The 13,457-nt window shown below is 41.9% G+C and carries 10 protein-coding genes; 4 read left to right on the top strand and 6 right to left on the bottom strand.

Going from position 1 to position 13,457, the window contains the following annotated elements; all coding sequences use genetic code 11:
* Positions 1-109: 109 nt before the first annotated feature.
* Positions 110-1,129, bottom strand: a complete 1,020-nt coding sequence (locus tag IGJ26_RS01160; RefSeq protein ID WP_005226832.1) for a LacI family DNA-binding transcriptional regulator — start codon at positions 1,127-1,129, stop codon at positions 110-112.
* Positions 1,130-1,378: 249 nt separating this feature from the next.
* A complete protein-coding gene (locus IGJ26_RS01155) occupies positions 1,379-1,984 on the bottom strand; it encodes a class I SAM-dependent methyltransferase (protein WP_430599802.1) in 606 nt (201 codons plus the stop codon).
* 336 nt (positions 1,985-2,320) lie between these two features.
* Between IGJ26_RS01155 and coaA the strand changes: the two genes are divergently transcribed.
* The 4 genes from coaA (at position 2,321) to IGJ26_RS01135 (ending at position 7,075) form a co-directional block, all read left to right on the top strand.
* Positions 2,321-3,244, top strand: coding sequence for a type I pantothenate kinase (gene coaA, locus IGJ26_RS01150; protein ID WP_016611510.1), 924 nt, complete (start codon positions 2,321-2,323; stop codon positions 3,242-3,244).
* A gap of 80 nt (positions 3,245-3,324) precedes the next feature.
* The gene (gene guaA, locus IGJ26_RS01145) at positions 3,325-4,890 is read left to right on the top strand and encodes a glutamine-hydrolyzing GMP synthase (protein WP_016611511.1); all 1,566 of its coding nucleotides are present in this window, start codon (positions 3,325-3,327) and stop codon (positions 4,888-4,890) included.
* 335 nt (positions 4,891-5,225) lie between these two features.
* Positions 5,226-6,101, top strand: coding sequence for a glycosyltransferase (locus tag IGJ26_RS01140; protein ID WP_016611513.1), 876 nt, complete (start codon positions 5,226-5,228; stop codon positions 6,099-6,101).
* Positions 6,098-7,075: a matrixin family metalloprotease gene (locus IGJ26_RS01135; RefSeq protein ID WP_005232595.1), complete on the top strand. Its 978-nt coding sequence runs from the start codon at positions 6,098-6,100 to the stop codon at positions 7,073-7,075. Before IGJ26_RS01140 ends, IGJ26_RS01135 begins: the two co-directional genes overlap by 4 nt.
* Before the next feature lie 325 nt (positions 7,076-7,400).
* On the opposite strand, the gene IGJ26_RS01130 is transcribed toward IGJ26_RS01135, so the two are convergent.
* The 4 genes from IGJ26_RS01130 to IGJ26_RS01115 all read right to left on the bottom strand — a co-directional run bounded on the left by IGJ26_RS01130 (position 7,401) and on the right by IGJ26_RS01115 (position 13,306).
* Entirely contained in the window at positions 7,401-10,418 is a 3,018-nt protein-coding gene (locus tag IGJ26_RS01130; protein WP_086332895.1) for a polysaccharide lyase 8 family protein, read from the bottom strand.
* A 203-nt stretch (positions 10,419-10,621) separates the two neighbouring features.
* The gene (locus IGJ26_RS01125; protein WP_005226799.1) at positions 10,622-11,431 is read right to left on the bottom strand and encodes a PTS system mannose/fructose/sorbose family transporter subunit IID; all 810 of its coding nucleotides are present in this window, start codon (positions 11,429-11,431) and stop codon (positions 10,622-10,624) included.
* Positions 11,415-12,203: a PTS mannose/fructose/sorbose/N-acetylgalactosamine transporter subunit IIC gene (locus IGJ26_RS01120; protein WP_005226797.1), complete on the bottom strand. Its 789-nt coding sequence runs from the start codon at positions 12,201-12,203 to the stop codon at positions 11,415-11,417. The genes IGJ26_RS01125 and IGJ26_RS01120 overlap by 17 nt, the downstream gene beginning before the upstream one ends.
* 140 nt (positions 12,204-12,343) lie before the next feature.
* Positions 12,344-13,306: a PTS mannose/fructose/sorbose transporter subunit IIAB gene (locus tag IGJ26_RS01115; protein WP_016611516.1), complete on the bottom strand. Its 963-nt coding sequence runs from the start codon at positions 13,304-13,306 to the stop codon at positions 12,344-12,346.
* Positions 13,307-13,457 lie beyond the last annotated feature (151 nt).

The following is a 13,457-nucleotide window of genomic DNA, read 5'->3' as shown; positions in this document are numbered from 1 at the left end:
CTTCCTTTAACATTATACAATAATTTTTCGTAGGGTAAACCACTTTAGTAAAACAGTTTACTAAATATCGCAAAACTATGAAAACACTTACAAGAAGAAATATACCGCATTATTTCTCGCTTGTCAATGTCTTCACGCTCTCACGAATAATTAATTTTGTATCAAAAATCTTATTTGGAATTCGCCGTGTCGGAAACTCAATGGCGTCCACTAAAAACTTCGCTGCGGTAAAACCGATCTCAAAGGTCGGCTGCATGACCGTGGTAAGCGGTGGTGTGATGTATTCCGATAATTTCAAGGCATCAAAGCCGATCACCGAGTAGTCTTCTGGTACTTTTTTACCCGCCTCATAAATCGCTTGATAACAGCCGATCGCCATGGCGTCGTTGCCGCAGAAGAACGCTGTGATCTCTTTGTACTTCAATAATTCTTTCGTTGCTTCGTACCCGCCGGTAACCGTTAATTCAGCATTTTCTACATATCGGCCTTTAAAAGGGATCTGATGGTCCTTCAAGGCATGGCGATAGCCATTGAACCGTTCCTCTAATTGATAGTAGCCGGTGATTTCTTTGAGCATCGCAATGTTGCGGTGACCGTTTTTGATCAAATAACTGACGGCTTGGTAGGCACCTTCGTATTCTTTCACGATTAAACGACCATTGTCCCGCTGATTGATCCCGCGATCGACTAAAATAATTGGTCGGTCATCAAAGAACCCGCTCTTCAAGGAATAATCCTCCGGCAGTAAATGCGGCGTCGCTAATAAGATGCCATCTACCGAACGATGAGACAGTTCATTCAAATATTGAACCTCTTTTTCTTGGCTGTGGCGCGAATTGCATAACACTAGCATGTAACCTAGTGGATTGAAATAACTTTCCGCCCCTTCAATGACTTTAGAGAAAAAGAAATCCGTCACATCAGGCACGATCATTCCGATCGTTTTTGAATGGCGGTTGATAAGATTCGAAGCAAAAAAATCCGGCTTATAGTGATATTTATTTACGATATCTAAGACCCGCTTTCGGGTTTCTTCACTAAAACGGCTGCCTTTATTGTTTAGGATCTGCGACACGGTCGTGACAGAGACGCCAGCCATTTCAGCAATCTGTTTAATCGTCAATTTCATCTGCTTCTCTCCTCTCTTGCCTAAAGTGTAGCAAATTTTTCTCAAAAAAAATAGCACACTTTCAACAAGTGTGCGACTTTCTTTTTCGTTGATCAAAAATAGTCCGATGTTACAGACAGCTGATTAACCGACGCTGCAATTGCCCGAAAGGCTGCTGGCAATAGGCTTTTTGAGAAACCAACTGCCCAGTTGCCACTAACCAGCGCTTGCCTTGGCGATGCCTTTGATCTGTTGAGAATCAAAGAGCAGCTACGCTTCTTTTACGCTTTGAATGATGTAATAGCCTTTGTCTTTTTTGATGATTGCGGCATTGCCAAAGGTCTCTTGCATTTTCTTTTGAGCACTCGGCGCCCCTTGTTTCTTTTGGATCACGATCGTTAAAGTTCCCCCTGTTTTTAGTAGCGGAAACGCCCCCGTCAAAATCTCATGAACGACTTCTTTTCCTGCCCGAATCGGCGGATTGCTGAGGATCGCCGCATAAGCAGGTTGATTTAATTGGGCATAGATATTGGATTGATGGATATCTACCTGTTCAATGCCGTTACGCTGGGCATTGCCTTTTGCCAAATCCACTGCCCGTTGATTGATATCGATCATCTCGACAGGTCGCTGACTTGCATAAGCCAACGCTAAGCCAACAGGACCATAGCCACACCCAACGTCTAGCAGACTTCCTTCTGGCAGCTCCGCCCACTCAAACGCATCGATCAGCACCCGCGAGCCGTAGTCCACCGTGTCTCGGGAAAACACCCCGCTATCTGTCACAAAATGAAAGTTCTTTCCTCTTAATTCAAACGACCACTGTTCAAAATCATGGGCCATATCAGGATTTTCTGTATAGTAATGATTACTCATGATTATGCTCCTTTCTTCTATTCCCTTTTCGCTTGTTTTTTCTACTGGCTTCTACTGGTTTTTTCCTTGTTGCTTCTATTAGAACGAATGAACGTAGTGAAAACACCAGTAAAAAGGCGTGCAAGATTTGTCTGCTGTTTCTTTCTAATCATACCGAAAAACAGCCAGAAGTAAACGCCCAGCAAAAAAAACAACGAAAAAACAGTTTTTTGTTGTTTCTGCAAAGGAAATCATGTCTTTTTTCCAAGTTCAGCGGGTTTCTATGGTAAAATACTTTCGAACAGTGGCCTATCGCTTCTAAGAGAAACCGATGATGCCGCAAAAAAGGAGCCTACTATGCAAGAAACCATGAATTTTTATCAAATTCCTCGTGAGCAATGGCAAGGGTTTTATACGAACGGAATGATGCCTTTCACTCAAGAAGAATTGGATAATATCAAAAGTTTGAACGACCGGATCTCGGTCCAAGATGTGGAAGATGTTTACGTGCCTTTATGCCATCTGATCCATCTTTATATGAAAGAGTTTGAATCATTGACCCTCAGCAAGGGACTCTTTTTACACCGCTATGTTAAAATGCCGCCTTTTATCATCGGCATCGCCGGAAGCGTCGCCGTCGGCAAGAGTACCACCGCACGGCTCGTCCAAAATTTATTGGCCCGTTTGTTTCCCCGCAGAACCGTCCAACTGATCACCACTGACGGCTTTTTGTATCCGAACGAAGTCTTGGAAGAACGCGGCAGCTTGAATCGCAAAGGATTTCCAGAAAGTTATGACATGGAAGCCTTGATCAACTTTTTGAATGCGGTCAAATCAGGAGAACCAGACATCCAGATCCCCGTCTACTCCCATGAAGTCTACAATATTATTCCTGATACGTATGAAACGATCAGTCAACCAGATATCTTGATCGTGGAAGGCATCAATACCCTGCAACTACCTGCCAACCAACAAATCTATATCAGTGACTTTTTTGATTTTTCAATTTTCGTGGACGCCCAACCGGTACTGATTGAAAAATGGTATTTGGAACGATTTGAATCATTACTAGACACTGCCTTTCAAGACCCTAGCAATTATTATTACCAATATGCGATCGGGGATCGCAAGGAAGCGATTAAAATGGCAAAAGAAGTATGGAAAAATGTGAATTTAAAGAATTTACACGAGTATATCTTGCCTACACGCAGCAGAGCCGATATAATTCTTCATAAAACAAAGCACCATTTGATCGATGAAGTGTTCTTGCGCAAGTATTGACCGCTTCATTTTTATAATTATGCTGTTGAAAAGGCCTAGCCTTTTTTCAATAAAAACTAAAAGAATTGAGGTAATTTATTGTGACAAACGTTGACACTTTGCCAAACGTCGAAAAAATTATCGTACTTGATTACGGTAGTCAGTATAACCAGCTGATTACACGCCGTATTCGTGAGTTCGGTGTTTTCTCAGAATTATTGAGCCACCGCATTACCGCTGAAGAAGTAAAAGCGATGAATCCAAAAGGGATCATCTTATCTGGCGGACCAAACAGCGTCTACGACGAGAACTCTTTCGGTATCGACGAGAAAATTTTTGATTTAGGCATCCCAGTTTTAGGGATCTGTTACGGCATGCAGTTGATTACTTATAAATTAGGCGGAAAAGTTGAACCTGCCAAAAACCGTGAATACGGCAAAGCAGAATTGGAAGTCACTTCTGATGCAGCGGCCCTTTTCCAAAACACGCCCGCAACCCAAACCGTGTGGATGAGCCACGGGGACTTGGTCACTCAAGCACCTGCAGGCTTTGATGTTGTGGCGACGAGCAAAGATTGCCCGATTGCTTCTATCCAAGATGCAGAACGCAAAATGTACGGTATCCAATTCCACGCAGAAGTTCGCCATTCAGAATACGGCAACGACTTACTGCGTCACTTTGCCATTGACGTTTGTCAATGTACAGGTGATTGGACAATGGATAACTTCATTGATATGGAAATCGCAAAAATCCGCGAACAAGTGGGCGACAAAAAAGTCTTGCTTGGTCTTTCCGGCGGGGTCGATTCTTCTGTCGTTGGTGTTCTTTTACAAAAAGCGATTGGCGATCAACTGACTTGTATTTTTGTTGACCACGGCCTCTTGCGTAAAGGCGAAGCCGAGCAAGTAATGGAAAGCTTAGGTGGCAAATTCGGCTTGAACATCATCAAAGTTGATGCCAAAGAACGTTTCCTATCAAAACTTGCTGGGGTTTCTGATCCTGAAGAAAAACGCAAGATCATCGGGAATGAATTCGTGTATGTCTTCGATGATGAAGCAACCAAACTAGCTGGCGATGAAGGCGTTTCTTTCCTTGCCCAAGGAACCCTTTATACCGACGTCATCGAATCAGGAACCGAAACTGCTCAAACCATCAAATCACACCACAATGTGGGTGGGTTACCTGAAGACATGCAATTCAAATTGATCGAACCATTGAACACCTTGTTCAAAGACGAAGTCCGTGAATTAGGGACTCAACTTGGCATGCCAGACAGCATCGTATGGCGCCAACCATTCCCTGGACCAGGTCTAGGTATTCGTGTCCTTGGCGAATTGACAGAAGAAAAACTAACGATCGTCCGCGACTCGGACGCAATCTTGCGGGAAGAAATCGCAAATGCCGGCTTAGACCGCGACATTTGGCAATACTTCACCGTCTTACCAGGCATCCGCTCCGTCGGTGTCATGGGTGATGGCCGGACCTACGATTATACCGTCGGCATTCGTGCAGTCACTTCAATCGATGGCATGACCGCTGACTTTGCCCGCATCCCATGGGAAGTCCTACAAAAAATCAGCGTCCGCATCGTCAACGAAGTCGCACACGTTAATCGGATCGTGTATGATATTACGAGTAAACCACCTGCTACTGTGGAGTGGGAATAAAGTAGCAACCTCACTTGGTTGCGAAATATTGATTTAACAGTTTTTTAGTTCACTTGGAATGGATAACAATGACCTGTTTTACCTAGGTTCACCACCAAAATCCCGTCAGATTTCTCTGACGGGATTTTTGATTTAGGCTTAATCTGACAACCCTTTTGGGAAAATACGATAAGAAATTGTTGATTCTCGTTAACTACGTTAATCCCAATAGTGGGACTAACGCTCATATTGGAAATCAGATACGATAAAATAAGCTTAAATGCTTTTATTGCCTAAGTTTCTATAGAAGGTTTTTATTAAAAAATAAAAAACACTAAAAAGGGTGGACATGAACTATGAAGAAGAAAGCTGTCGTTTATTGTGTTACGGGGTCACATATTCAATTAGCTGCAGTATCCATTGCGTCAATAGTAAATACTTATGAAGGGAATGAACCTTTAGATATATTAGTAGTTGTAAATGAACTAGGGAACGAAGAAATACTGAAATTGAAAAGTATTTCTAGATTATATGGAGAAAAAAATGTAATTATTACTATTTGGTATCCACCTAAAATAATAAACGAAATAAAGAATTATAGTAATTCGCGTTTTCCTGAAGTCACTCTGTGGAGATTATTTCTACCTTCATATTTTAGCAATTATGATTACATTCTCTATTTAGATAATGACACTATTGTATACGATGACGTATCCAATTTCTTTGATTTGATCCCTGATCAAAAATCAATTGCTGCAGTTAGAGACTTCTACTTCTCAGTTATAAGTGATACAGAGGACAGCTTTAAATATTTTGGCGTAAAAACTATGAAGAATTACTTCAATTCTGGAGTTATTTTATTTAATGTAGTTGTGTTCAATGAACAGATACGACCAGAAGCCATAGTACGTATGATAAATAAGAATGAATACTTGTATTTAGATCAAACCATTTTAAACATTCTTTGTGAGAGAAGTGTTGAGTTGTTGCCTTATGAATACAATTACCAGAAAGATGATCATTGGTTATTTGATTGGGCAAAAAATGTGAATCCACTCAAATTTTTGAAAATTGAAAAAGCTAGAAAAAATATAAAGATTCGACATTTCGTTGAATTTGAAAAAAATTCGATGCCCTGGGAGCATCTTTCCATACAAGATAGATGGGAAAAAGATTTTTGGAATTATCTGTATGAAATCAAGTCAACAAGTTTAAGGAGTGGAAAACAATGAAAAAAAATTTTTCAAGAATTCGTTCGTTATTTTTAATTGCATTAATTTACTCTATAGGAACAATTTCTGTAGATGCAAAGTCAGCCGACATAGCGAAGACGCCTATTGTTGATTATTACTATCCTGGAATATTGTATGGTACAGCTACTTGTGTTAACGAATACGGTACCATCATTTACGACTCAAACTCACTAGGAGAAACCTACCAAGAGGCTGTCAATGAAGCTGCGCAATCATGGAATCAGTCGATTGGGAGATCGGTAATTGTCGAAAAATCAAGTGTAAATGCAGCAGATAACCAAGTTGATTTAGTTTTGCAATCAACGGATGGCGATTCCTATGCAGATATGGGGTACTCCGGATTTGGTTGGGGGAATAGTACGAACAGAATATTTTTGAATAAAGCTGCTTTAAATGACGCATCATCTGGAAAAGGAACCTCAGGCTACGTACAGCTGGTTTCAACTATCCGACATGAAATGGGGCATACTTTAGGTCTCCAACATGACAATGGATCAGTGATGGCTGATTTATATGATGCCCAGGTTAGCAACAATCAAGAGATGCTGGATGCAGCGCAAAAAACGGCGGACTCAATTTCTAAGGGGATACTTCCTGCTGTCCCATTATTCAACAAATATGCGATACTAAATATCCTTAATAATAGGGATAAAATCTATTATTTGAATAATCATCGTTCTAATCAAATTGCCTCAATCTTTTTAGATTCTCCTGCTGGAAAAATTTCTGGCGTTACTTTCATCGATCAAACAGTTGAAATAACAGGTAACTATAATTTGTATAAACTGTCTCTGTCCCCAAGAGATCCGTATGTAGGAACAATTTCTAGTAATAATCTTATGAATAGAACTGTTTCAGTTACTGAAGATATTGTTTCTATTTATGGTCAACACTATTATCTTTTTGAAATTGATGGAGAAGAGTATATTGTTAATCGCCGCGCCTTCGGATAAATTCGCTACCAATTCTTACTTGAAAAGTTGCCACTGCAATCTTGGAAAAGTGTGCTTGCAATCTTAGATACATTCTTTAGTGGCAAACATACGCCTTTTAAGTAAGAAGAAAATTAGCAAACGTTTCATGCTAATGCGCAAGTTTTCAGCATTTTCTGTGAGGATTTTTTTGACAAAACCTCGGCCCTTGAAAAGTAGTTAAAGGAATTAATAGTCAAAGAAAAGTCTATGTTTAGCCTTTCATCGTATCATTTTCTAGCTGACAAAAAACAGCTAGAGATTGATCCCTAGCTGCTGATGATGAGACAGATAGCATTGAAACACCTTACTCGACTACAATCACTTTATTTCCACCGTCTTGCTCCGCAAAGTTTACCGTAAATAGATTCGTCGAAGCATCATAACTGATTCCATCGCTTTGAGAAACGATTTTTTGGTAGTCTTTTGGCAATTTTAAGGTCATGGTCGTCGTTGTTTGAGTTGGATCAGAAAAGGCATAGATGGTTTTGCCTTCTCTACTTGTTCTAATCAATGAAAGAGGTTTGTTAGTAGTAATATCGGCGACACTACCTCCATCATTCTGCCAAAAATTGATACCTAAATAGTCAGTTTGATCAAGTTTTACTGCTTGAACTTCCGAGGTATTGGCTAAAATCTCCAGCGGTTCTTCTTGGGCATAGGCAGTCAGTTCTGTTTCATTGATACCTGGCAACATGACATACGCATAATGATCCTCCATGGGATTTTTGCCATGATTGATCAAGAATTTTCGATATTCTCCGGTATAAACCGCATTACTTGGAAAGGCCTCATTGATTTCTGTATAGCTGCCTGTTCGTGTTTCACTTACCACGTTTACTGTCGTTTCTTCTGGAAAATAGTAACCGATATTGGCCTGGGAATGATCGGAGTCTAACAACAACCACTGCTTGCTACTTGTTTCATTTAACTGATCAATACTTCCTTGATCAGAAAGGATTTGATAAGTATACGCATCGTTTAGTAAGCGATTATCCACGACCGTCTCAATAGAAGCTGTCGTATCACCAGTGATTCCCGCACCTAAAGCGACAATCTGCCCATCAATGATAAACCACGATTTTTTTGCCCGCACGTTCATAGGTAAAACATTCCCGTTATTTTTTGTACCCGTTTTGTTTAATGCCATTCCCACCGCAGCTGCACCATCATAAGCCACACCGCCTACCCACTTTTCTGGAGACGTTACCGTTGTAAAAGCTGAATTTTCATCCGCTAATTGTATGGTGTCCACGGTTGTTCCTGGCAAGCGATATGGATCGACGGTCGGCCAATAGCTAGAATTGAATTGAACTTGATCATCATTATAGAGGTAGAGCATCCCGTCTGCTGTATGCCACCCACGCTTGTTTTCCTTGTTGCCAGCTTCAAAGGAAGAAATGCGACTGGAATATAGTCCTAAACCCACCATATAATCAGTTGTTCGTTGAACAAAGCGATCCATTGAAGCGTACAGTTTTGTTCCCGTAAAAGGTAATGCATCCCCTGTAATCGATGGGTCTGCCAAGAGATTCATTGTCATTTGTAAATCATTGAAGTCTCTTGCATTCGTCAAATAATAGTCTGGATTTTCTTTGAGCCAATACTTGGCAGCTTCACGGAATTTTTGCTGGTATTGGGTTGGTGCGAATTGGGATACGATCAACAAATTATAGACTGTTGATGAGCCATAGCCGGCTTTGGTTTTGGCTGGAGCTCTTGAAATCGAACGACCATTGACCAACGGCAGCATTTCTCCTTGATAGATCAACGGCAAGAATGCTTGATCAACATTTTTAACAAACGTTTGTACGAGATCAGCGTCCATCTCAAAACTTGACCCTTGCGTGATAGCTAGAATTTGTCCCACACCCTTGATCAGTACATTTCCATAAGAACCAGTATAAGGGATCGTATTATGCTGAATAAAGGAACCATCTTTATAAAAACCATCGCCTTTTGTGACTAACTGAAATACTTCTTCGATACTTGCTGAAGCTTGGGTGATTTTCCCAGCGTCCCTTTGCAAAATGCCCAAGCCTAATACAGTAAGCGCGAGATCTGTACGATTAGCACCAGAAGTCACAAAATTTGGAATAAAAGCAAGCTCAGTAAAACTGCCTTGTGTCTTCGTATACAATTGCTTGAAGGGATCTGGTACATAACTGCTGATAATGGCAGTGTATTGCTGTAATTTCTCGGACGGTAACTCAGCGCCTAAAATCATTAAAGTACTGATCAGTTTTTGCGGGACACCGATTTGCCAATCCCACCAGTTTCCATGGTACTTTTTCCCATCATACCCTTTTCGAGTGACCATGAAATCTATCCCATCAATAATCGTCGTCGCCACTGCATCATCTTGATACAAAGAACTACCTTTCGTGCCATAGGCTAAAGCCATTTTCTGTAATTTTGTAAATTGAGTCGTTACATCCGCTGAAGCAGTATTCCCTTGTTCGAGGGGCCATAGGCTCGTTCGATCAGATGCTTTATTTATGGTTTGATACAACGCCTCAGCTTCTGAGGTGACCATCTGCACGTAATCAGCCATAGTCGGATTATTTGGATCATAGTGATCGGAAACCAGTTGATTTTGCCATTTTTCTTGCAGCTTCATAAATTCTGCTGTATGATCTTCCACGGGCAAGCTGCCGATAGGACCGCTGCGCATCGATAATACCTTCAGCTTAGATAAATTGCCAAACAAACGGATACCCACATACCCGGACCAGTCCCCATCAATTGCCGTACCATTGGGATAGTTTACCTTTTGATTCTCATAAAATAGCTGATCATTTAAAAAGGCACGAAAACTCGAGCCCTCATACTGAAGCAAGAGTTTATATTTTTGTCCCGCAATCAAAGTAGGTCCAGAAATAGCTGTCAGCCATTTTCCACCTGGTTGACCAAGTTGCCACTGCCCATCACGATTATAAGCAAACGATTGCCACTGATCTGTCTTTTGTTCATCTGCGCGAAAGACCACCCCAATGTTCGCTTGGTCTTCATATAAGAAAGTAGTTTCAAAATCCCCTGAAGACCGCTTGGGAGCATCTTTGTTGAGCGTTACTGATTCCAGATTGGTGCCTTGCTTCGTATTACTGATCATTAAACCAGTAGCATTTTGTGCTACTTCGGCTTTCCCGACTAAATCTTGCCAAGACCCTTTCTGGTTAGAAAAATCCGAGTGATAGATCGATTCTGCTTCCGGTAATTCGGGTATTTGTTCCTCGGCATTTCCAGAAAGACGAGAGGCGCCAACTACCGAATACAGCAACAAGAAACACCCCATGATCAACAGATATTTTTTCCCTTTTTCCATCCTTTACTCCTCCTATTTCCCCGCGCAAAAGATAGCGCTATCATTTCGTGGGATAGGAAAAGAGTGAAGAAATTCATTTCCGCACTCTTTTCCATTGATTTCAGCTATTCTTAAAAGAAAACAGGTTGACTACCCTAACTGCTTATACGATTTACAAAACAATCACAGCAGCTGCCCATTTCCTTTTACACCATGATTCTTTCCTAACCCAAAATACCAAACGCACTCAAAACGATCGACAAGATCAAGATGATCCAAATTACTCGAGTGGAATTTAGTTTCTTTTGGCCTAGCATCCAGTAGGTCAGCAAGACGAGCAAGATAGGTACAAGGGATGGCAAGATGGCATCCAACGTGTCTTGGATCACTAATTCGACGCCGTCTTTTTTATAGACAAAAGGAACGGTCGCTTTAACGACAGAGGGAATCAAAGCACCAATCACTGTGACCCCTAAAACGGTTGCGGCATTAGTGAAGGCAGATAATTTGTCTTTCAAGGTCGTCACTAATTTGACCCCTTGTTTGTAACCTAAGGGAAGCAACGCTGCCCGACCGAAAAGTAACGCGATGTTGGCGATGATCCAGATGACACAACCAACGACGGAACCATTTTGCGCCAATGTGCCAGCAACAGAGCCAAAGATCGTTCCCCAAATCACGTGGAACAAGGAGTCACCGACACCGGCCAAGGAACCCATCAAGGCCGTTTTCAAGGCGATAATCGTTTCTTTGGCTTTGTGTCCGTCTTGTTCTTCGATAGCGACATCGATCCCCATGATCAAGTTCCCAAAGATCGCATTGGTATTGAAAAATTGATTGTGGGTCCGCAGCATATCTTGCAGCTGGGTTTCATCATGGCCATAGAATTTTTTCAAGACGGGTAGGATGCCGTAAAGGTAGCCCGAACTCATCATTCGCTCATAGTTCCAGTTTAATTGGCTTGCCAAAATATAACGCCAGCTAATGGTATTCAACTCTTTTTTTGTCAGTTTTTGATCACTCATCGCCATCATATCCTCCTTCAAAATCTCCGGCAGCTGCCGTTGCAACCGTGCCTTTTTCGCTATCACGTTTAAAGACTAACATTGCTGCTACAAGTCCGATGATGGAAACGCCGAGCATTGGTACTTGCAGATACGCAGCTAAAAAGAAGCCTAATAACAAATAAGGAATGTAGTGCTTTGTTGGCAAGTAGCGCAATAAGATCGCTACCCCGACGACTGGCAAGACGCCACCAGCGGTTTTTAGTCCGGTCATCAGCCATTCTGGCGTGTTATCGGTAATCGTCGTAACGACTGCATCTCCAGCTAAAAGCATCAATAAAATCGGAATCGCCCGTGACAATCCCCATAAGAAAGAACCCGATAAAACTAACCGTGGGATTCGTTTGACTTGCATGTTGTCGATGGCTCTATCGATCCGGTGTAGTAGAAATACGTTACAAAAACGAGCCACGACATCCAGTTGCAGCATCAGCAAGGACACTGGAACTGCTAAGCCGATGCCATATTCCGCGCCGTTTCCTGAGATCACGGCAAACGCTGTTCCCAGTACTGCGCCGGTAAAATAATCCGGGACGGATGCACCACCAAATGCGGCGATCCCCAAACGCATCAACTGTAAGGTCCCACCGACCATCAAACCGGTCTTTAAGTCCCCCATGATCATTCCAGAAATCATTCCGGCGATCGCTGGTTGGGTCAACGTATTGGAAATAAGTGAATCATTAATAGCAATAAAAGCATAAACAGTAATAAGAATGATTTGATACGCTGCTAAATGCATGAATTTTCCTCCTAATTGTATGAACGAGTCTTAACTGGCTAGTTATCGATCGTTATGTCGCCTCAGATAAATCGTGAAAAACACTCGTTTTTTGACAAATCTTCCGCTACATATTCTCCTCGATTCAATCCCTGCCTGGTTTATCCTCGTAATTTCTTCATAAAGTCGATCGATGGTTCATTGGGTACAAGCTGTGCCGTGACGGTGATGCCTTTTGCGGCGATCGCTTCAAAGATCGGCTCTTCTTCTGGCAGTACTTGAATGCTTTTGGTCACTTCCCGTGCGCCTTCTTTGTAGCTCATGTTGCCGACGTTGATCGCTTTGATCGGTCCATCTGCTTCAATATAACGCAAAACATCTTGGGGATTTTTGAAAAGTAAAAACAACCGTTGTTTTCCATAACGACCGGCGCGAATATTTTTGGCTGCCGTTGCCACTGGAAGGACGGAAAGTCGCATCGAAGTTGGCGCCGCCATTCGTAAAGAAGATTTTTGTAATGGGTCTACGGCGGCTTCATCATTGGCTACGATGATCCGTTGCGTGTTTAAACTGGTGGACCAGATACCGGCGACTTGTCCATGGATCAAGCGCTCATCGATTCGACTATTGACGATATTTTCTTGCCCAGCATACGCACTGTAATCCCCTAATTCCTCTTGCTTTTCTTCTAACATCTCTTGTTCTGCTTGGTTCATCCCTGCTTTGACATCAACGATGTTTTCTTTGGCTAAGCAAAGCAGCTCTTTGATCGTCGCTCGTTGATTGACGACTGCCTCGATCACTACGGACAATGTCATTCCAGCGAAGATCGCCACTTCGTCATCCTCTAAATAATTCTTGACTGCAACGTTGCACGGGGTTCCTCCTAATAAATCCGCAATAATCAATGTTGAACCGTTAAGGGCTTTCATTTTCTCGTTCAATTCTTTCTCAAATTGCAGATTGTCACTATCTGGTCGTAATGAAACGGTGTGAACGTTTGCTTGCTGGCCTACGATCATCTCCAGACTGCTTTTGACCCCTTCTGCCATGCCGCCATGACTGATCAATACAATGTTTTCCACTAATTTCCCTCCTACTCCGCAGGTCGCCCCACTTAACATGTTATGTTCCTTGTAAGCATACTATACCACATGGCAAGCCATTCGTAAACCTAATATCTTAACATATTGAATTTTATTTTTCAGACCTGTATAGACTGGAAAACAACGAATTTTCTACAATAATTAAGTGGCAGGAAAGGATTTAACATGT

Source organism: Enterococcus sp. AZ095a, assembly GCF_050546735.1.
GTDB classification, from domain to species: domain Bacteria; phylum Bacillota; class Bacilli; order Lactobacillales; family Enterococcaceae; genus Enterococcus_D; species Enterococcus_D entomosocium.
This window is presented reverse-complemented; position numbering and strand designations above follow the sequence as displayed.

Excerpts from the sequence above, each read along its gene's own strand:
- IGJ26_RS01160 (WP_005226832.1), bottom strand. The coding sequence starts at position 1,129 with ATGAAATTGACGATTAAACAGATTGCTGAAATGGCTGGCGTCTCTGTC.
- IGJ26_RS01155 (WP_430599802.1), bottom strand. The coding sequence starts at position 1,984 with ATGAGTAATCATTACTATACAGAAAATCCTGATATGGCCCATGATTTT.
- coaA (WP_016611510.1), top strand. The coding sequence starts at position 2,321 with ATGCAAGAAACCATGAATTTTTATCAAATTCCTCGTGAGCAATGGCAA.
- IGJ26_RS01140 (WP_016611513.1), top strand. The coding sequence starts at position 5,226 with ATGAAGAAGAAAGCTGTCGTTTATTGTGTTACGGGGTCACATATTCAA.
- IGJ26_RS01135 (WP_005232595.1), top strand. The coding sequence starts at position 6,098 with ATGAAAAAAAATTTTTCAAGAATTCGTTCGTTATTTTTAATTGCATTA.
- IGJ26_RS01130 (WP_086332895.1), bottom strand. The coding sequence starts at position 10,418 with ATGGAAAAAGGGAAAAAATATCTGTTGATCATGGGGTGTTTCTTGTTG.
- IGJ26_RS01125 (WP_005226799.1), bottom strand. The coding sequence starts at position 11,431 with ATGATGGCGATGAGTGATCAAAAACTGACAAAAAAAGAGTTGAATACC.
- IGJ26_RS01120 (WP_005226797.1), bottom strand. The coding sequence starts at position 12,203 with ATGCATTTAGCAGCGTATCAAATCATTCTTATTACTGTTTATGCTTTT.
- IGJ26_RS01115 (WP_016611516.1), bottom strand. The coding sequence starts at position 13,306 with ATGTTAAGTGGGGCGACCTGCGGAGTAGGAGGGAAATTAGTGGAAAAC.